The organism is Streptomyces sp. NPDC056527 (assembly GCF_042794475.1).
Taxonomy (GTDB): domain Bacteria; phylum Actinomycetota; class Actinomycetes; order Streptomycetales; family Streptomycetaceae; genus Streptomyces.
On record NZ_JBHTTQ010000077.1, the window covers coordinates 17,246 to 35,903 of the forward strand.

The window sequence follows — 18,658 nt, forward strand, 5'->3', positions numbered from 1 at the left end:
ATCGGCCCGCCATTGTCCCGCACCCCGGTGCGGTGATCAGAGGAATCGACGGACGTACGGAGCTCCGAACCGAGTCCGTGTTCCGTCCCCCGCACCCCCACGCGGGACGCCTCGCGCGTGTCCCGCGACGGCGATCCGGGCCGCTTCCTGTCGGAGTAGGTCGTCGCCCGACAGCGTGAGGTTCCGGTTGTCCGCTCCGCGACTGACCCTGTCCGTTATGCGGCCGATTCGGTCTGCTTGGATGCCCCCATGGGAACGCTTCTTTACGTCACCGACCTCGGCTATCAGGCGCGCGGGCGGCGCTACTGCGACGAGGACATCTGGCTCTCCGGCCGGCTCCGCGAGGAGTTCGAGGTCGCGCTCTGCCATCCGCTCGACGCGGCCGCGCTGATGGGCCGCTTCGACGCCGTCGTCGTGCGCAACAGCGGGCCCGTGATCCACTACCAGGAGGCGTACGACGCCTTCACGCGCGCCGCGCGCGAGGCCGGCGTGCGGATGTTCAATTCGCTCTCCGGCAAGGGCGACATGGCTGGAAAGGACTATCTCCTCCACCTGTCGAGGGAGGGGTTTCCGGTCATTCCCACGGCGGGGCGGCGCGAGGAGTTCGAGCGGCTGCCCGAGGCCGCGGAGTACGTGGTGAAGCCCCTGCTCGGCGCGGACTCGGTCGGGCTCAGGTTCGTGGAACGGGCCCGGCTCGGCGAGGTGGACCCCGCCGGGATGCTCGTCCAGCCGCGCATCCCGTTCGCGTACGAGGTGTCGTTCTACTTCGTCGGGCCCACCTTCCAGTACGCCCTGTACGCCCCGGACCCGGAGGCCCGCTGGAGGCTCGAACCGTACGCCCCGACCGCCGCGGACCTGGAGTTCGCACAGCGCTTCGTCGACTGGAACGACCTGGACTTCGGCATCCAGCGCGTCGACGCCTGCCGCGCCCCGGACGGCGAGCTGCTGCTGGTGGAGCTGGAGGACCTCAACCCGTACCTCTCGCTCGACCTGGTGGGCGAGGCGGAGCGGGAGGCGTTCGTCGACGCGATGAAGGGGTCACTGCGGGAGCTTCTTCGGGACACCCCGTAAGAGACACCCCGAAGAGCCGTGACCGGCGGCCTCACGCACTGCGCTTGCGCGGGGTCGCCTTCTTCGCCGTCGTCTTCTTGGCCGCCGCCTTCTTCGCGGTGGACTTCGCGGTGGACTTGGCGGTCGACTTCGCCGTCGTGGCCTTGCCGCCCGCCGCCGTCCTGGACGTCGACTTGCGGGCCGGCGCCGCCGTCTTCTTCGCGGCCGTCTTCGCCGTGGACTTCCGCGCGCCCGTCTCCTTCGGGGTCCGCGACGCCGTCTTGCGGGGCGCCAGCTTGGTCACCTCGGCGACGTCGCCCTCCCCGCGCGCCTCCTTCGCCGCGCGGACACTGCTCTCCAGCGCGGCCATCAGGTCGATGACCCTGCCGCCGCCCTCCGCCTCGGGCTCCGGGGGCGCGACCCCCTCGCCGCCCTCCGCCTTCGCGGCGATCATCTGCTCGACGGCCTCCCGGTAGTCGTCGTGCAGGGTGGCGATGTCCACCTCGCCGAGCGTGGCCATCAGGGCGTCCGCCAGGTCCAGTTCGGCGTCCCGGATCGCGACCGGAGTCTCCGGGGCCACCCCTTCGGGGGCGCGGATCTCGTCCGGCCAGAGCAGTCCGTGCATCGCGATCACATCGTCCACGACCCTGAGCATCCCGAGCCGCTCCCGCCCCCGAAGCGCGTACTTCGCCACGGCCACCTTGTCGCTGCGCTTCAGCGCCTCCCGCAGCAGGGTGTACGGCTTGGCGGCCGGCACTCCGCTCGCGGAGAGGTAGTAGGCGGCGTCCATCTGGAGCGGGTCGATCTCCCCGGCCGGCACGAAGGCCACGATCTCGATCGTCTTCGCCGTCGGCAGCGGCAGGGAGGCCAGATCGTCATCGGTGATCGGGATCATGGTCCCGTCGGCGTCCTCGTACGCCTTGCCGATCTCCGCCTGGGAGACCTCCTCGCCGTCCAGCTCGCACACCTTGCGGTAGCGGATCCGGCCGCCGTCCTCGGCGTGGATCTGGCGGAAGGACACGGACCGGCTCTCGGTGGCGTTCACCAGCTTGATCGGGATGCTGACCAGGCCGAAGGAAATGGCGCCGTTCCAGATGGATCGCACGTTTCATCCCTTTCACACGAGATTCCCGGAATCATGGGATTCTCATCGTATGACGCCGATCACAGAGGTGGAGGGGCGGCGCCTGGCGCTCAGCAACCTGGACAAGATCCTCCACCCGGCCACCGGCACCACCAAGGGCGAGCTGCTGCACTACTACGCCACCGTCGGGACCGCGTTCCTCCCCCATCTGCGCGACCGGCCCGTCTCCTTCCTGCGCTACCCGGACGGCCCCGACGGCCAGCTCTTCTTCACCAAGAACCCGCCGCCCGGCACACCCGCCTGGGTGAAGACCACCCCGGTACCGCGCTCCGAGGACCCGCGCGCCCGGCAGGTGATGATCCAGGACCTGCCCTCCCTGATGTGGGCGGCGAACCTGGTGGTGGAGTTCCACACTCCCCAGTGGCGGTCCGACTCCCCCGCCGTCGCCGACCGGATCGTCTTCGACCTCGACCCCGGGCCGCCCGCGACCGTCGTGGAGTGCTGCCGGGTGGCGCTCTGGCTGCGCGAGCGGCTCGCCGAGGACGGCCTGGAGGCGTTCGTGAAGACCTCCGGCGCCAAGGGCCTGCATCTGCTCGTCCCGGTGGAGCCGACGCCCTCCGACCAGGTCTCGGCGTACGCGAAACAGCTCGCCGTCCTGGCCGAGGCGGACCACCCCGCCCTGGTGGTGCACCGGATGGCGCGGGCCCTGCGGCCGGGGAAGGTCTTCGTCGACTTCAGCCAGAACGCGGCCGCCAAGACCACCGCCACCCCCTACACCCTGCGGGCCCGGTCACGGCCGACCGTCTCCGCACCGGTGACCTGGGAGGAGGTCGAGGCGTGCGGAGACCCCGGAGAGCTCGTGCTGCTGATGGACGACATCGCGCCACGTCTGGAGCGGTACGGGGATCTGCTCGCGCCGCTCTTCGACCCGGACCGGGCCGGGGCCCTGCCCGGTCCGCCCTGACACACACCGCCCACGCCACGCCGCGCGTCGCCTCGTGTCGCGTCACGCCGTGACGTCGCGCGTCGCCTCGTGTCGCGTCCCCCGGCCCCGGCCCCCGGTCCATCCATCCCCCCGTCGCCCCACCTCGCCTATCGCGCCCCCGTCACCCGCCTCGCCTCACCCCGCCCCCCGTCACCCCGCCGCACACCCCGCCCCCCGTCGCCCCGCCTCGCACCACCCCTCACCCCGTCGCCTCAGTCGAAGTCGGCCGCGGACTCCTCGGGTGTCAGGTCCGGTCGCAGCCGCAGCCAGGACGGCTGGCGCAGCAGCCCGTTCCGGGTCCGGACGGCGTACCGGACCTCGCCCACCAGCCGTGGCAGGACCCAGTGCGCCCCGGCCACCGGCGGCACCTCCGAGAAGGGGCAGTCGTCGATCTCGGCGGCGTGCAGCAGCCGGGCCAGCGCGGTGCGCTCGGACTCGCTCCATCCGGTGCCCACACTGCCGACGTAGCGCAGTCCGCCGGCGTGACGCTGGCCCATGAGGACCGATCCCGGCAGGCCGGACGGCCGTCCACCGCCGGGCAGCCAGCCGCCGACGACGATGTCCGCGGTGCGCATGTTGCGGATCTTGATCCAGTTCCTGGAACGCACCCCCGGTTCGTACCGGGAGATGATCCGCTTGCAGACGAGTCCCTCCATGCCGTGTTCGCGGGTCGCCCTGAGCGCGGCCTCGCCGTGGCCCACCAGGGCGCGCGGCGTCGACCAGGCCGGGCCTTCCAGCGACAGCCCGTCGAGCTCCTGGCGCCGCTGTGTCCAGGGCAGACCGGTCAGCAGCCGTCCGTCCAGGAACACCACGTCGAACAGGACGGCGTGCACCGGGTCGCTCACCGCCATCCGCCGCGCCCGCGCGGGTGAGCCCGCGAGACCCATCCGGGGCTGGAGCCGGGCGAAGTCGCTGCGTCCGCTCTCGTCGAGCACGACGATCTCCGCGTCCAGCACCGCCGCACGGCCGACGGGCAGCGCCCGGCCCAGCGCCAGGAGTTCCGGATAGGCCGCGGAGACGTCCTCGCCGGACCGCGAGCGCACGACGAGGCCGCCGTCCCCGCCGAGATAGAGCATCGCCCTTTGGCCATCTTGCTTGGTCTCGTAGGCCCACGCGGCGTCCCGCCCGGGGGGTGGCAGCGCGCCGGGCGTGGCGAGCATCGGCGCGATACGAGGCAGATCCACGGGTCAGTCCTCACCCCGGACGGCCGCCGCTACTCCCGTATCCCGGCCGATTCAGCCATGGGACACACGCAAGGCACCCGGAAGCGCCGGTTCGAGCCGCCCGGCGCGCCGAACGCGCCCCGGGGCAACTCCCCGACCCTGCCGGGCGCGTGGCGCAAAGCATGCGCCCCGGGGGCGGTTCGTGGACCGCGTCCGGTCAGCGGGTCCTGGTTGTCGGGACCGTGGTGCACACTTGCTGCCTGGTACAGCGCTCACGGGGAAGGCGGCGGCCGGCATGTTGACGGGGATCGAGGAGGTCGACTGGGCCTCGCTGGGCCATGCCTACGGCCCCGCGGACGATGTGCCGGGGCTGTTGCGCGGACTCGCCTCGGCGGATCCGGCGGAGCGCGAGGTCGCCCTCGACGGGATGTACGGCGCGGTGCACCACCAGGGCGATGTGTACGACTCGACGCTCGCCTGCATCCCCTTCCTGCTCGAACTCGTCGCCGATCCGAAGGTCCAGGACCGGGGCGGCATCGTCGAGTTGCTGACCAGCATCGGCGGGATCGACCTGAGCGACGACGACGAGCTGGATCAACTGGACCCGGACGACGAGGAGTTCATCCCCGCCGCCAACTACGCCATGGCGGCGGCCGCCGTCGCCGCCGGTGCGGACGTCTTCCTCTGCCTGGTCGGCGACCCCGATCCCGAGGTACGACTGGCCGCCCCGTGCGCGCTCGCCTCGCTGCACCCGGACCCGGCGCGCGTCCTGACCCTGCTGCGGGAGCGGCTGACGGTCGAGTGCGACACGGAGGTGCGGCTCGCCCTGGTGGAGGCCGTCGGACGGATCGCGCGGCGGCACGAGTCGCTGCGGGCCGAGACGGTCGAGTGGCTCGGCTGGCTCACCCGCGCCGCGCAGGCGCCCGGGCTGCGGCTCGCGGCCCTGGCCCAGCTGGCCCGGTGCGCGCCGGGCGAGGTTCCGGACGATGTCGTGGAGCGGGTGACGGACCTGCTGGACGAGGTGCGGACGGCGTCCGTCGAGCCGCGCCCCGAGAGCCCCCGGCCCTCCACGCCCACCCTGATCGGGCAGGTCCGCGAGTTGTTCGAGGAGCGGTCCGCCGGCCGCCCCACCCCGTGGACCGACGAGCTGATGCGGACGCTCCACACCGCGCTCGACGACCGCGTGGACGACCGGATCGCGCTGGTCCTCTCCCAGCTGCGCAGTCCCGACCGGGCGCAGAGGGCGGACGCGATCTGGCTGTGCGGCGGGTTGATACGGGTGTGGCGCGGGCGGTACGAGGAGGTGGTGCGCCTGGTCGGGGCGCAGCTCGCCGACCCCGAGCCGAGGCTGCGCGAGGCCGCCGCCTCGTTCCTGGAGGGGCTGTTCGAGCTGACCGGCCCGGCGGTCGACGCCCTCGCGGGGTGGCTCGCCGCCCCGGGCCCCGGGGCGCCCGACGGGCGGGCGAGGGCGCTGCTCGCCCTCGCCAGGTCCGGCGACCCGCGGGCGGTGCCGCTGCTCGCCCGGGCCCTGCGGGAGCCGGAGGTGCGGCGCGAGCTGCTGTACGCGGTACCCACCCTGGGCCCCGCCGCCGTCCCGCTCGCCCCCGCGCTGCGCCGTCGGCTGGCCCGGGTCGAGCTGGACGACCGGCTGTACGACCACGCGGCGCCGCTGCTCTTCGCGCTGGCCTCGGTCCGGGGCGTCCAGGCGCTGCCCGAGGTGTTGCGGGTGCTCCGCGAGGCGCCGCCGAACCGTAGGGACTGGGTGCAGGAGGCGGCGCTGCGGGCCCTGGCGTCCTTCGGTCCCGCCGCCCGGGAGGCGTTGCCGGAGGTGCGGGCGCTGCTGGAGAGCGACGCGGCCGCGGTATCGGCGCAGGCGGCGCTCGCACTCTGGTCCGTGGAGGGCGACCGCGGCGCCGTGCTGCCCGCCCTGGAGGCCCGGCTGCGGTCCGGCGCGCCGGACGCCGACCGGTGCGTGGCCGCCCGGGCCCTGGGCGAGATCGGCCCGGCCGCGGCCGCCGGCGCGCCGGCCCTGCTCCCCTGCCTCACCGCCCGCGACCTGTGGGTGCGGGTGCGCGGCGCGACGGCCCTGTGGCGGGTCTCCGGGGACGTGGAGTCTGCGCTCCCGGTGCTCATGGCGGCCTGGGAGGAGAACCGGCATGCGCGCGTCGACATCGCCGAGTGCCTGGCGGAGATGGGTCCCGCGGCCGCGGCCGCGGAGGGGCTGATCCGGGCGGAGCTGGCCCGGCGCCGCCGTCACAACGTGCGCGAGAGCGGCTCCAGCAGCCACGACGTCCACGAGGACGAGAAGCTGCTCACCTTCTGCCGTGCGGCACTCGACCGGATGGAGCTGTGACAGCTCAGTGGCGGCGCCTACGGGCAGCCATTACGAAGCAGCAATACCGGACATTCGGCTTCGAATCCATCGAGCTCTCGCGGCGAGGATCCGGAGCCCCCGATGAGCACCCCCACCGCCGACGCACACCAGGACCTCGCCGGTCGGGGCCGTCGAGCCCGGCGGAGCCCTCGGTCCGCCCGCCGCGGGCCCATTCGCCGGTTCCGCACCCGCCCTGACCGTCGGCGGGGGCCCGCTCGCCCGTTCCGCGGGCGCGGGCGCCCCCGCGCCGGATGTGCGCGTACGGAACGCCACGGCGGCCCCGGCCCGGCACGAGGCCGCCCCCGCCCGCCTCGGAGCCGACGCGCCTGGTGGCACCGGCGGCGGGCGTGGACCCCGGCCCGGTAGACAAAAAGGACTTCCCTACGAATAAGGTCTACGGGAAGACCGACCGTCCCGTGCTCCGGCTGATCACCTGTGGGGGCCCGATCAAGGACGGTCACCGCACCGACAACGTCATCCTCTTCGCCGACCCGGTGAAGCAGCGAGCCCATCAGCCCCGAGGAGCAGTGTGAGACCGCGCGGACGGCCGCTCGTCGCCGCCGTGGCCCTGGCCGCGGCGGCGCCGCTCGTGCTCTCCGGCTGCGGCGGCGTGGGTGGACTGGAGAGCGCCGGCCCCACGCCCACCGCCGTCGGCCCGGTCCGGCTCTGGCCCGACCTGCCGCCCGCGAGCGAGCCGCCCCTCGACTACGGCGAGACCGACACCCAGAGCGTCCCCGGCATCAAGGCCCCCGACAACGACGTCCACCGCGTCGACGCCGTGGCCGTGGTCCGGGCGGAGGTGAACGCCCACCCCGACACGTACTCCGGCGCGGACGGCATGTACGAGGAGACGGCCCGGCAGATCGGCCGGTGCGCCACCGAGCCCGCGAAATGCCCGGTCATGCGGCCGTACTACCGCGACCTGACCGGCAACGGCCGCGACGAGCTGATCGTCGGCATCCGGATGCCCGATCAGCAGGTCGGCCTGCGGGTCTATCTCGCCGAGAACGACGGCCTCACCCGGATCATGTCCACCATCGAGCAGGTCATCAGCGTGGAGCTGGCCGGCCGGGACGTGATCGTGCGGGCCTCCTCGGCCGGGATTCCCGGGTACGAGTACCGCACCGCCTGGTCCTGGGACGAGCAGCAGCGCGCGATGCTGCCGGCCCGGGACGAGATCGTGCGCGTCAAGCCGCCGGTCCCGTCCCCCTCCTCGACCCCCCGGCCCCGTTTCGTGGAGCCCACGGCGCCTCCGCACCCCTCGCCCACCCCGTCCCCTTCGGCCGACGTGCTCTCCGGAGAGCCCCGGTGACCCGGCGCGCGAGGCTGCGCCTCCCCGCCTGGACCGCGACCCTCACCTGGAAGTCCACGGTCTTCATCGCGGTCATGTGCTGCGCCCTGGCGGCGCTGCTCGGCGTACTCGTGCACGTCTCGGTGGCCGGGCAGACGGTGAGCGACTCCCGCGAGAGGGCGCTGACCCGGCTCACCGCCGCCACCCGCGCCTATGAGGCGGGCGACCCGCTCCCCCGGTTCTCCGGGATCGACCCGGAGGGTCTGCCGGGCTCGCTGCGCGCCCTCGCCCTCCGGGGTGAGCGCGGCACGGTGGTCGTGGAGCACGAGGGCCGGCCGACCATGTGGGCGGCGGGCCCCGCGGACGGCCGCGTCCTCGCCGTGCAGCAGGACTACACGACGAGCGCCGAGACCATCGACGGGCTCGACCGCTCGATCCTGGGCTCCTCGGTCCTGGCGATCGGGGCCACGCTGCTGCTGGGCGCCTTCGCCGTCACCCGGGTCACCCGGCGGCTGCACCTGACCGCCCAGGTCGCCCGGCGGATCAGCGCGGGCGACCTCGACGCGCGAGTCAACGACCCTCGTACGAAGGACCCTTCGCGCCCCCAGGACGAGGTGGCCACGGTCTCCGGGGCGCTCGACACGATGGCCTCCTCGCTCCAGCGCAAGCTGCAGAGCGAGCAGCGCTTCACCGCCGATGTCGCGCACGAGCTGCGCACCCCGCTGACCGGCCTGTCGGCCGCCGCGGAACTGCTGCCGCAGGGCCGCCCCTCGGAGCTCGTACAGGACCGGGTGAAGGCGATGCGCGACCTGACCGAGGACCTGCTGGAGATCTCGCGGCTCGACGCCCGCAACGAGACGGTGGATCTGGCGGTGCACGACCTCGCCCCGCTGGCACGGCGGGTGGTGCGCGCGTCGGGCACGGAGACCGAGGTGCGGATCGTCCGGGACGCCACCGTAGAGACGGACAGGCGGCGCCTGGAGCGGGTCCTCGGCAATCTCGTCGCCAACGCGCACAAGCACGGCGCCCCACCGGTGGTCCTGACCGTGGACGGCGCGGTCGTCACGGTGCGGGACCACGGCACCGGATACCCGGAGTACCTCCTGGCGACCGGGCCGCAGCGGTTCCGTACGGAGAGCGGCGGAAAGGGGCACGGGCTCGGGCTGACGATCGCGGTGGGGCAGGCCGAAGTGATCGGCGCGGAGCTGGTCTTCGGCGAGGCGCCGGACGACGGGGGCGGGGCGCTGGCCCGGCTGACCCTGCCGGAGTACGTCTCCTTCGACGTGCGGGAGACCGAGCCGGAGCACTGACGGCACACCGTCACACATAAGGGATATAAGGGTTACCGCTTGCTACGTTGCGAACCATGACCGCAACGACGGCGGACGCTCCCCCGCCCGGGCCGCTCACCCCGAAGCGCCGCGGCGTGGAACTCTCCCTCCTCGTCTGCGCCGTCCTCATCTCCGTGCTCGGCTACGCCGACGTCGGCCTGGCCAGGAGCGGCGCCGTGCCACCGGACGCCGTCCGCTACGGCGCCGGTCTCGGCGCGCTCGCGCTCCTGGCCCATCTCGCCGTCCGCTTCCGCGCGCCGTACGCCGATCCGCTGCTGCTGCCCATCGCCGTGCTCCTCAACGGGCTCGGCCTGGTGCTGATCTACCGGCTCGACCTGGAGACCCCCCACGACCAGGCCGCCTTCACCCAGCTGGTCTGGTCGACGCTCGGGGTGGCACTCTTCATCGCCGTCGTGGTGCTGCTGCGCGACCACCGGGTGCTCCAGCGGTACGCGTACCTGTCGATGGCCACCGCGCTCGCCCTGATGCTCGTGCCGATCTTCTTCCCGGCCGTGAACGGGGCCAAGATCTGGATCAGGATCGGCGGACTCTCCTTCCAGCCGGGCGAGTTCGCCAAGATCCTGCTGGCCGTCTTCTTCGCCGCCTACCTCGCGGCGAACCGCAACGCGCTGGCGTACACCGGCCGCAGGATCTGGAAGCTTCAGTTCCCCACCGGCCGGGTGCTCGGGCCGATCGCCGCGATCTGGGTACTGAGCGTGGGCGTGCTGGTCCTGGAGCGGGACCTGGGCACCTCGCTGCTCTTCTTCGGACTCTTCGTGATCATGCTCTACGTGGCGACCGGCCGGACCGGCTGGATCGCCGTCGGGCTGCTCCTGGCGGCCGTCGGGGCCTTCGCCGTCGGCTCCTTCGAACCCCATGTGCACAGCCGGGTCGAGGACTGGCTGAACCCGTACGCCTCCATCGAGGCGGGCGACGGGCCGGGGCAGCTCGCGCAGTCCCTCTTCTCCTTCGCCGCGGGCGGAGTGCTCGGCACCGGCCTCGGACTCGGGCACTCCATCCTGATCGGATTCGCCGCGAAGTCCGACTTCATCCTCGCCACGGCCGGCGAGGAGCTCGGCCTGGTCGGACTGACCGCCCTCTTCCTGCTGTACGCGCTGCTCGTCGCACGCGGCTACCGGGCCGGGCTCGCCCTGCGCGACCCCTTCGGGCGGCTCCTCGCGATCGGCCTCGCCTCCATCCTGGCGCTCCAGGTCTTCGTGATCGCCGGCGGGGTGATGGGCCTGATCCCGCTGACCGGCATGCCCATGCCGTTCCTGGCGCAGGGCGGCTCGTCCGTCGTCACCAACTGGGTCATCGTGGCGCTGCTGATCCGGGTCAGCGACTCGGCCCGCGCCCCGCTCCCCGACGCCGTCGAGACCGGGGTCATCGCCCCGATCGTGGAGGACGCCCGGTGATCCCGTACATCCGCCGCGCGGCCGCGCTCTGCCTGCTCCTCCTGGTGGCGCTCCTGGTGAACGCCGCGCGGGTGATGGTCCTCCAGGCGGACGAACTGGACGAGAACCCGGCCAACCGGCGCCCGGCGATCGCCCGTTGGGGCCAGCCGCGCGGCGCGATCCTCGTCGACGGACGGCCGGTGACCGGCTCACGGGACAGCGGGCAGCAGCTGCGCTACGAACGGACCTACAAGCAGGGCCCGTTGTACGCCCCGGTGACCGGCTACGCCTCCCAGACGTACGGCACCGCGTTCGTGGAGAGCGCCGAGGACGACATCCTCGCCGGTACGAGCGCGCTGCTCGCCCCGCTGCCGTTCTGGAACGACGTCACCCGGGGCCGGCAGCCGGGCGGGAAGGCGGTGACGACGGTCCGGGCGTCGATGCAGGAGGCCGCCTACCGGGGGCTCGGCGGGAAGCGCGGGGCGGTCGCGGCGATCGAGCCGTCGAGCGGACGGATCCTGGCCCTGGTCTCCTCTCCCTCGTACGACCCCGGGCTGCTGTCGGGAACCGGACCGAAGGTCGAGGAGGCGTGGGCACGGCTGAACTCCTCGCCGAACCAGCCGATGCTGAACCGCGCGATCCGGCAGACCTATCCCCCCGGCTCGACCTTCAAGATCGTGACCGCGGCCGCGGCGCTCGACGCGGACGTGGTGACGGACGTCGACGCTCCGACGGACACCCCCGACCCCTTCGTGCTGCCGGGCACGCGGCAGGTCCTCCCGAACGCCGCGAAGGGGTGCGGGAACGCCTCGCTGGCGTACGCGATCCAGTGGTCGTGCAACACGGTGATGGCCGGGCTCGGGGTGGAGGTGGGCCTGACGGGGATGGTCGACGCGGCCGAGCGGTTCGGCTTCGACGACACGCGTCTGAAGGTCCCCGCCTGGGTCGCGAGGTCCAACTTCGACACGGACATGAGCCCCGACCAGCTGGCGCTGTCGTCGATCGGCCAGTTCAACACGACGGCGACCCCGCTGCAGATGGCGATGGTGGCGGCGGCGGTCGCCAACAACGGGGAGATCGCCCACCCGTATCTGGTCGAACGGACGACGACGTCCGGCGGCACGACGGTCGACACCACCGGGCGCCGCAGCTTCCGCCAGGCGATGCGCCCCTCGACCGCCGCCCAACTGCAGCGGCTGATGGTCAAGGCGGTCGAGGAGGGCACGGGCACCAACGCGGCCATCCCCGGGGCGCGCGTCGGCGGCAAGACGGGCACGGCCCAGCACGGACTGGGCAACACCGGGACGCCGTACGCCTGGTTCATCGCCTGGGCGCAGGCCGAGGACGCGGCCCAGCCCGCGGTGGCGGTGGCGGTCGTCATCGAGGACGCGGAGGCCAGCCGCGTGGACATCAGCGGCGGCGGCAGCGCGGCACCGATCGCCCGGGCGGTGATGGAGGAGGCGCTGCGCCCCGCCCCCTCCGAGGACGTCGGCTGATCGACTGTCCGAGGACGCCGATCGATCGGCCTTGCCAGGACGTCGGCCGATCGGCTTTCCGAGGACGTCAGCCGATCGGCTTGCGGATCTCCGCGCGGATCTTGGCCGTGGTCTCGGCGAGCTCGGCCAGGTCGATGTCCTTCGGGTCGGCGGTCGCCGACTCGGGGGTGACCCGGGCCACCGCGGCGGCGGTGTTGTCGTCGCCCCAGGCGCACATGGGGAGCGTGGTCGTGCCCAGGGCGTCCTTCGACGTGGTGACCTGACAGCTGATGGTCACGCCGTACCCGGCGGGGGTGAAGTCCTTGGGCCGGACGACGAGCGTCGAGCCCTTCTCCGTGGCGGCGCCCTTGAGGATGGACGAACGGGTGAGCTCGGCGTTCTTGATCCGTCCGTGCATCCCGGAGACGACGAGGGCGGACTCGTCCTTGCCGCTGTACTGCCCGACCGCCGCCTCGGCGTCCTTCACGGTGAGGTCGGGGGTGTCCTCGATCTCCTTGCCCTCGGTCTCGGAGAGGTCGGAGACCAGCGTGTACTCGCCGGCGAGAAGGGTCTTGGGGACGACCAGCTTGTGCGTCGCCTCGGGGAAGGAGCCGGTGACACCGGAGAGCCCGGCGATCGCCCCGTAACCGAGACCGCCGACCAGGACCAGGGAGCCGAGGACGATGGCGACGATCGCACCGGCCGACAGCTTCTTCTTCGGCGGCGGCCCCATGGGCGGCTGCCCCCACGCCCCGGCGCCCGGCCCCTGGTACTGCGGCGGGACACCCTGCGGAGGGAAGCCCTGCGGAGCCCCGAACGCACCGGGCTGGTGCGGGGGCGGCACGGGCCCGCCGTAGGGGTTGTGGGGCGGCTGGCTCGGCGAAGGCGGCATGGTCATGCCGGGCACGCTACGTCACCCGTACGCGCACCCACGCTCCGGGTCCGATCCCGGACCCGCCCCGACGGCTTCCCCTGCGGCTACCCCTCCGCCGCGCCCTGCGCGATCGCCTCGTCGACCTCCGCGATCCGCTCGCCCTCCTCCACCGCGAAGCGCTCCCGGTCCAGCGCCTCGGCGATCTCCTCGTCCTGGGTCATCAGCAGATCCAGGTTCGAGTCGCCGAGGTCGAAGACGCCCATGTCCAGGTACGCCTTCTGAAGGCGCTCGCCCCACAGGCCGATGTCCTTCACGCACGGGACGATCCGGCTGAACAGCAGCTTGCGGAAGAGGTGCAGGAACTCGCTCTGCTCGCTGAGCTCCTCCGCCTCCTTCTTCGGTATGCCGAAGTTCTCCAGGACCTCGACCCCGCGCAGCCGGTCCCGCATCAGGTAGCAGCCCTCGATCACGAACTCCTCGCGCTCGCGCAGTTCCGCGTCGGACAGCTGCTTGTAGTAGTCGCGCAGCGCCATCCGCCCGAAGGCCACGTGCCGGGCCTCGTCCTGCATCACGTACGCCAGGATCTGCTTCGGGAGCGGCTTGTCCGTCGTGTCGCGGATCATCCCGAAGGCTGCCAGCGCCAGGCCCTCGATGAGGACCTGCATCCCGAGATACGGCATGTCCCAGCGCGAGTCGCGCAGGGTGTCGCCGAGCAGGCCCTGGAGGTTGTCGTTGATCGGGTAGAGCATCCCGACCTTCTCGTGCAGGAAGCGGCCGTAGATCTCCGCGTGCCGCGCCTCGTCCATCGTCTGGGTCGCCGAGTAGAACTTGGCGTCCAGGTCGGGGACCGACTCCACGATCCGGGCGGCGCAGACCATCGCGCCCTGCTCGCCGTGGAGGAACTGGCTGAACTGCCAGGAGGCGTAGTGCCTGCGCAGATCCCCCTTGTCCTTCTCGGTCATCTTCGCCCAGTGCCGGGTGCCGTGCAGCGTGAGGACGTCGTCCGGGGTGCCGAGCGGGTCGTACGGGTCGACCTCGAGCTCCCAGTCGATGCGGGTGGCGCCGTCCCACTGCTTGTCCTTGCCCTTCTGGTAGAGGGCGAGGAGACGCTCGCGGCCGTCCTCGTACTCCCAGTTGAAGCGGGCCTGCCCGGTCGCCGGGACGTTCCAGAGGGATTCCCTCGGGGCCTTCACGTAAAGGTCGTGCGTCGACACTGACGACTCCTTCGCTCGCCGAACGTGCTCCTTCCGGCAGGCTCACACGTTGGTAGACAGAGGGTCAACAAGTAGTGCGCAAGGGATTGACGGTCTTGCTGACGAGCAGTCTCATAAGAGGTGACCACAGGTAACTCGACCGCGTGCACAGCGAGGTGTCTCACCGTCATGACCACACGGACCGAGCACGACTTCACTCTCATCCGGGACGCCCTCGGCCCCCTGCGCGACCGGGAGCAGGTCGCCGCGCGGCTGCTCGAGTCCTCCCTCAAGCACTCCTTCGACCCGGAGACCGAGCTCGACTGGGAGGCCCCGGTCGAGGAGGGCAAGTGGTTCTGGCCGCCTGAGCTGGTCTCCCTCTACGACACCCCGCTGTGGCGGAAGATGTCCGAGGAGCAGCGGATGGACCTCGCCCGGCACGAGGCCGCCTCGCTCGCCTCGCTGGGGATCTGGTTCGAGATCATCCTGATGCAGCTGCTCGTCCGGCACATCTACGACAAGTCACTCACCAGCGACCACGTGCGCTACGCGCTCACCGAGATCGCCGACGAGTGCCGGCACTCGATGATGTTCGCCCGGATGATCCAGAAGGGCGGCGCACCCGCGTACCGGGTCCCGCGGATCTACCACAATCTCGCCCGCGTCCTGAAGACCGTCTCCACCACCCCCGGCTCCTTCGCGGCGACCCTCCTCGGCGAGGAGATCCTCGACTGGATGCAGCGCCTGACCTTCCCGGACGAGCGTGTCCAGACCCTGGTGCGCGGGGTGACCCGCATCCACGTCGTCGAGGAGGCGCGGCATGTGCGCTACGCCCGCGAGGAGCTGCGGCGCCAGATGGTGACCGCGCCCCGCTGGGAGCAGGAGTTCACCCGCCTCAGCTGCGGCGAGGCCGCCCGCGTCTTCTCCACCTGCTTCATCAACCCCCAGGTGTACGAGAACGTCGGCCTGGACCGCCGCCAGGCCCTCGCCCAGGTCCGCGCGAGCGGCCACCGCCGAGAAGTGATGCAGTCGGGCGCCAAGCGGCTGACGGACTTCCTCGACGACATCGGGGTGCTGCGGGGACCGGGCCGACGCCTGTGGAAGTCCTCCGGGCTGCTGGCGTGAGCGGCGGTCCGCGCGGGGCGGCGACCGTGGCCACGCGGCGGCCGCACATCGGATACGGGGTCGGGGCCGTCGGCGTGGCCACGCACCCGCGCGGGCGGCGAGCGCGGCCGCGCGGCGGAGCCGCACATCGACACGACTCCCCTGCGTGACACCTCGCGGAGCTACCCTGCGAGGCATGACCAGTGCCGCCTCGCCCGCGTACCGCCGGCTCAGCGTCGAGGAACGGCGGCTGCAGCTCCTCGCCGCCGCCCTGACGCTCTTCGCGCACCGGGCGCCGGACGAGGTCTCCCTCGACGACGTCGCCGAGGCGGCCGGAGTCTCACGGCCGCTCGTCTACCGCTATTTCCCCGGCGGGAAGCAGCAGCTGTACGAGGCCGCGCTGCGCTCCTCCGCCGACGCGCTGGAGCGGTGCTTCTTCGAGCCGGCGGCCGGGCCGCCGACCGAGCGCCTCGGCCGGGTCCTCGACCGCTACCTCACCTTCGTCGACCAGCACGACGCCGGATTCAGCGCCCTGCTCCAGGGCGGGAGCGTCGCGGAGACCTCCCGTACGACGGCGATCGTCGACGAGGTGCGACGGGCCGCCGCCGAGCAGATCCTCGTCCACCTGGGGGTCGACGCGCCCGGCCCCCGGCTGCGGATGATGGTCCGCACCTGGATCGCCGCGGTGGAGGCGGCTTCGCTGATCTGGCTCGACGAGGACAAGCAGCCACCCGCCGCGGAGCTGCGGGACTGGCTCGTCGACCATCTGATCGCGCTGCTCGCGGCCACGGCCGCGAGCGACGAGGAGACGGCGGCGGTCGTCAAGCGGCTCCTCGCGCAGGAGCGCGCGGAGGGGCCGGTCGGCACCCTGGCGCGACGAGTGACCCCCGTGGTGAGCGAGGCGGCACACCTCATATGAGACTGGTGGCGTGAGAAGCGAGAACACCCTCTTTCGTGGCGGCCCCCTGGACGGGCGGGTCCTGCCCGTCCTCGTCGGTCCGACCGGACATCCGCCGAAGTGGTACGAGGTACCGGTGCCGGACGCCGACGGCGGGCCCCCGACCGTCCACGCGTACCGGCGCGAGCCGGCCGGGCGGACCAAACGGCTCGGGATCCAGCGCGGCTGGGTCTACGAGTACACCCCCGAGGGGCGGGAACGCCGCGAGCTGAAGTGGCCCTGGTCCAAGCCGAACGGGTGAGCCGCTTAGCCCGAATCGCCCCTTCGTGAGCTCATCGCACCGGCCGGCACGCCCATCATCTCCGTGGAGGTGATGACGTGTCAGGAAGGCTGCGGCGCACGGTCTGCACGGGGGTGCTGGTCGCGACGACGGCGCTGGCGGGGCTTCCGCCGGCGACCGCCGACGATCCGGCGGACCCGCCGGTGGAGGCCCCCGCCGAGGTCGCGGGCGAGGCATCGACGGCCCCACCGGTCGATCCGCCGGACGAAGAGCCGCCTTCCGACGGCGAACTCCCGGCAGCCCCACCGGCCGGGACCGCGGACACCACCACCGACCCCGCCGACGGCACCCCCCTCGACGACGCCGCCGAACTCCCACCCGCCGGCGGAGACTCCGTCGCCGCCCTCCTCACCCGGCTCCAGACCCTCTACCGCCAGGCCGAGCAGGCCACCGAGACCTTCAACGCCACCGGCGAGGACCTACGGCTCCAGACCGCCGACACCAAGAAGGTCACCGCCGCCCTCACCGCCGCCCGCAAGGCGCTCGCCGAGGGCCGCAACGCGGCGGGAAGACTCGCGCGCGAGCAGTACCAGGGCCGCTCGGAGCTCTCCGGCTATCTGCGGCTCCTGCTCTCGAACGACCCCCAGCGCGCCCTGGACCAGGGACATCTGATGGCCCGTGCGGCACGCGACCGGGCGGGCACCGTCTCCCGTCTCGCCGAGGCGGAGAAGAAGGCGGACACGCTCGCGAGCCGCTCGCGCCAGGCCCTGGACCGGGAGCAGACGCTCGCCGCGCGACAGAGGAAGCAGCGGGACGACGTCCAGGTGAAACTGAAGGGCGTCCAGAAGCTGCTCGCCACCCTCTCCGCCGACCAGCTCGCCCGGCTGACCGAACTGGAGCGGACCCAGACCGCGGGAGCGCAGCGCGAACTCCTCGACTCCGGCGCCCTGGACACCGCCCGGACCCCTTCACAGGGGGGCGGGGAGGCGCTGCGCTACGCGGTGCGGCAGATCGGCAAGCCGTACGTGTGGGGCGCCGAGGGGCCGGAGTCGTACGACTGCTCGGGGCTGACCTCGCAGGCATGGGCGAGCGCCGGCCGGGAGATCCCGCGGACCAGCCAGGAACAGTGGCGGACGCTTCCGAGGGTGTCCCTGCGGGAGCTGCGCCCCGGCGATCTGGTGGTCTACTTCCCCGAGGCCACGCATGTGGCGATCTACCTCGGCCACGGCCTGGTCGTGCAGGCCCCCCGCCCCGGGGCGAAGGTCAAGGTCTCCCCGATCGCCGCCAACCCCCTGCTCGGGGCCGTCCGCCCCGACCCGGCCGCCACGGCCCTCCCGTCCTACACACCGCCCGAGCTCCCGGCGGGGGCCACGGAAGGCACGGACGAGGGGTTCGATCAGGGCGCGGCCTGAGCACCTCCACCCGGCGAGGACCGATGCACCGAAGCAGACAGAACGGAGGAAGGCATTCCGATTCATGGCATCAAGTGGCGTACGGGGAAGATCAGTTGATGCGGACACTTATGCGATCATGACAATGAATTCCGGCCACAGGCCGGAACCTTTTTGATTGCAGAGGACCATGAAGTTCAACCCGATCGTCCGCGCCCGCCGCGGACTGCTCGTTCTCGCCGCATCCCTCGGCCTCGTCTTCGGCGTCTCGGCCGCTCCGGCCCAGGCGGCCGAGCCGTCCTTCACCTACCTCGGCACCGTCGAGATCCGCGTGGACCACTCCGGCCAGTGTCTTGAGGTGGCGGACTGGAGCACGGCGAACGGCGCGGCCGTCCGCCAGTGGCCCTGCACCGGTGGCGCCAACCAGAAGTGGCACCGCTTCTGGCGCTCGGACAATCTCGTCGGGTCGTCCTACTACGTCAACGTCAACAGCAACAAGTGCCTGGAGATCGGCGGCTGGGGGCGCAACAACGGTGCGACCGCCAACCAGTGGGACTGCCACTACGGCCTCAACCAGAACTTCTTCGGCGGCGACGGCATTCTCTACATGGACCACGCGTACGTCTATGGCAAGTGCCTGGAGATAGCCGACTGGAGCACGCAGCCGGGCGCCCGCGCGCGGCTGTGGGACTGCCACTACGGCGACAACCAGGGCTTCAGAAACAGGTCCGTGGCCTGGTAAAGCCCATGGGCGGGCGCCGGGCACCTGCC

At 72.3% G+C, this 18,658-nt stretch carries 16 protein-coding genes; 12 read left to right on the plus strand and 4 right to left on the minus strand.

Features of this window, described 5'->3' with window-relative positions; genetic code table 11:
• The first annotated feature begins 249 nt into the window (after positions 1-249).
• Positions 250-1,071 (plus strand): hypothetical protein, encoded by an 822-nt coding sequence (locus ACFQ7Q_RS28095; RefSeq protein ID WP_383559865.1) that lies wholly within the window; start codon positions 250-252, stop codon positions 1,069-1,071.
• A 31-nt stretch (positions 1,072-1,102) separates the two neighbouring features.
• Here ACFQ7Q_RS28095 and ACFQ7Q_RS28100 read toward each other — a convergent pair whose 3' ends face one another.
• Positions 1,103-2,155: a Ku protein gene (locus ACFQ7Q_RS28100; RefSeq protein WP_383559867.1), complete on the minus strand. Its 1,053-nt coding sequence runs from the start codon at positions 2,153-2,155 to the stop codon at positions 1,103-1,105.
• A 49-nt stretch (positions 2,156-2,204) separates the two neighbouring features.
• Here ACFQ7Q_RS28100 and ligD point away from each other — a divergent pair, with 49 nt between their 5' ends.
• Complete coding sequence (gene ligD / locus ACFQ7Q_RS28105) at positions 2,205-3,098, plus strand: non-homologous end-joining DNA ligase (RefSeq protein WP_383559869.1); 894 nt, start codon at positions 2,205-2,207, stop codon at positions 3,096-3,098.
• A gap of 233 nt (positions 3,099-3,331) precedes the next feature.
• Here ligD and ACFQ7Q_RS28110 read toward each other — a convergent pair whose 3' ends face one another.
• On the minus strand, positions 3,332-4,303 hold the full coding sequence (locus ACFQ7Q_RS28110) for an ATP-dependent DNA ligase (RefSeq protein ID WP_383559870.1): 972 nt from the start codon (positions 4,301-4,303) through the stop codon (positions 3,332-3,334).
• 274 nt (positions 4,304-4,577) lie between these two features.
• On the opposite strand from ACFQ7Q_RS28110, the gene ACFQ7Q_RS28115 reads away from it, so the two are divergent.
• The 5 genes from ACFQ7Q_RS28115 to ACFQ7Q_RS28135 all read left to right on the plus strand — a co-directional run bounded on the left by ACFQ7Q_RS28115 (position 4,578) and on the right by ACFQ7Q_RS28135 (position 12,168).
• Positions 4,578-6,635, plus strand: coding sequence for a PBS lyase (locus tag ACFQ7Q_RS28115; protein WP_383559871.1), 2,058 nt, complete (start codon positions 4,578-4,580; stop codon positions 6,633-6,635).
• 550 nt (positions 6,636-7,185) lie between these two features.
• The gene (locus ACFQ7Q_RS28120; RefSeq protein ID WP_383559873.1) at positions 7,186-7,968 is read left to right on the plus strand and encodes a hypothetical protein; all 783 of its coding nucleotides are present in this window, start codon (positions 7,186-7,188) and stop codon (positions 7,966-7,968) included.
• A complete protein-coding gene (locus ACFQ7Q_RS28125) occupies positions 7,965-9,257 on the plus strand; it encodes an ATP-binding protein (RefSeq protein ID WP_383559875.1) in 1,293 nt (430 codons plus the stop codon). Before ACFQ7Q_RS28120 ends, ACFQ7Q_RS28125 begins: the two co-directional genes overlap by 4 nt.
• 56 nt (positions 9,258-9,313) lie before the next feature.
• Entirely contained in the window at positions 9,314-10,693 is a 1,380-nt protein-coding gene (locus ACFQ7Q_RS28130) for an FtsW/RodA/SpoVE family cell cycle protein (RefSeq protein WP_383559876.1), read from the plus strand.
• The gene (locus ACFQ7Q_RS28135; RefSeq protein WP_383559877.1) at positions 10,690-12,168 is read left to right on the plus strand and encodes a penicillin-binding transpeptidase domain-containing protein; all 1,479 of its coding nucleotides are present in this window, start codon (positions 10,690-10,692) and stop codon (positions 12,166-12,168) included. The genes ACFQ7Q_RS28130 and ACFQ7Q_RS28135 overlap by 4 nt, the downstream gene beginning before the upstream one ends.
• Positions 12,169-12,235: 67 nt before the next feature.
• On the opposite strand, the gene ACFQ7Q_RS28140 is transcribed toward ACFQ7Q_RS28135, so the two are convergent.
• Both ACFQ7Q_RS28140 and ACFQ7Q_RS28145 read right to left on the minus strand, forming a co-directional pair.
• On the minus strand, positions 12,236-13,045 hold the full coding sequence (locus ACFQ7Q_RS28140) for a hypothetical protein (protein ID WP_383559878.1): 810 nt from the start codon (positions 13,043-13,045) through the stop codon (positions 12,236-12,238).
• An 80-nt stretch (positions 13,046-13,125) separates the two neighbouring features.
• Entirely contained in the window at positions 13,126-14,235 is a 1,110-nt protein-coding gene (locus ACFQ7Q_RS28145) for a ferritin-like domain-containing protein (protein WP_383559880.1), read from the minus strand.
• A gap of 168 nt (positions 14,236-14,403) precedes the next feature.
• Between ACFQ7Q_RS28145 and ACFQ7Q_RS28150 the strand changes: the two genes are divergently transcribed.
• The 5 genes from ACFQ7Q_RS28150 (at position 14,404) to ACFQ7Q_RS28170 (ending at position 18,629) form a co-directional block, all read left to right on the plus strand.
• Positions 14,404-15,339: a diiron oxygenase gene (locus tag ACFQ7Q_RS28150; RefSeq protein ID WP_383559882.1), complete on the plus strand. Its 936-nt coding sequence runs from the start codon at positions 14,404-14,406 to the stop codon at positions 15,337-15,339.
• A 175-nt stretch (positions 15,340-15,514) separates the two neighbouring features.
• Positions 15,515-16,237 carry a TetR/AcrR family transcriptional regulator gene (locus ACFQ7Q_RS28155; RefSeq protein ID WP_383559884.1) on the plus strand — a complete coding sequence of 241 codons (723 nt, stop codon included), beginning with the start codon at positions 15,515-15,517 and terminating at the stop codon, positions 16,235-16,237.
• A 10-nt stretch (positions 16,238-16,247) separates the two neighbouring features.
• The gene (locus tag ACFQ7Q_RS28160) at positions 16,248-16,517 is read left to right on the plus strand and encodes a hypothetical protein (protein WP_383559885.1); all 270 of its coding nucleotides are present in this window, start codon (positions 16,248-16,250) and stop codon (positions 16,515-16,517) included.
• Between the two features lie 77 nt (positions 16,518-16,594).
• Positions 16,595-17,908: an NlpC/P60 family protein gene (locus ACFQ7Q_RS28165; protein ID WP_383559886.1), complete on the plus strand. Its 1,314-nt coding sequence runs from the start codon at positions 16,595-16,597 to the stop codon at positions 17,906-17,908.
• Positions 17,909-18,065: 157 nt separating this feature from the next.
• A complete protein-coding gene (locus ACFQ7Q_RS28170) occupies positions 18,066-18,629 on the plus strand; it encodes an RICIN domain-containing protein (RefSeq protein WP_383559888.1) in 564 nt (187 codons plus the stop codon).
• Positions 18,630-18,658: the final 29 nt, after the last annotated feature.

Bases quoted from the DNA above. Each gene is read 5' to 3' on its own strand.
- ACFQ7Q_RS28095 (WP_383559865.1), top strand. From the start codon at position 250: ATGGGAACGCTTCTTTACGTCACCGACCTCGGCTATCAGGCGCGCGGG.
- ligD (WP_383559869.1), top strand. From the start codon at position 2,205: ATGACGCCGATCACAGAGGTGGAGGGGCGGCGCCTGGCGCTCAGCAAC.
- ACFQ7Q_RS28115 (WP_383559871.1), top strand. From the start codon at position 4,578: ATGTTGACGGGGATCGAGGAGGTCGACTGGGCCTCGCTGGGCCATGCC.
- ACFQ7Q_RS28130 (WP_383559876.1), top strand. From the start codon at position 9,314: ATGACCGCAACGACGGCGGACGCTCCCCCGCCCGGGCCGCTCACCCCG.
- ACFQ7Q_RS28140 (WP_383559878.1), bottom strand. From the start codon at position 13,045: ATGACCATGCCGCCTTCGCCGAGCCAGCCGCCCCACAACCCCTACGGC.
- ACFQ7Q_RS28150 (WP_383559882.1), top strand. From the start codon at position 14,404: ATGACCACACGGACCGAGCACGACTTCACTCTCATCCGGGACGCCCTC.
- ACFQ7Q_RS28155 (WP_383559884.1), top strand. From the start codon at position 15,515: ATGACCAGTGCCGCCTCGCCCGCGTACCGCCGGCTCAGCGTCGAGGAA.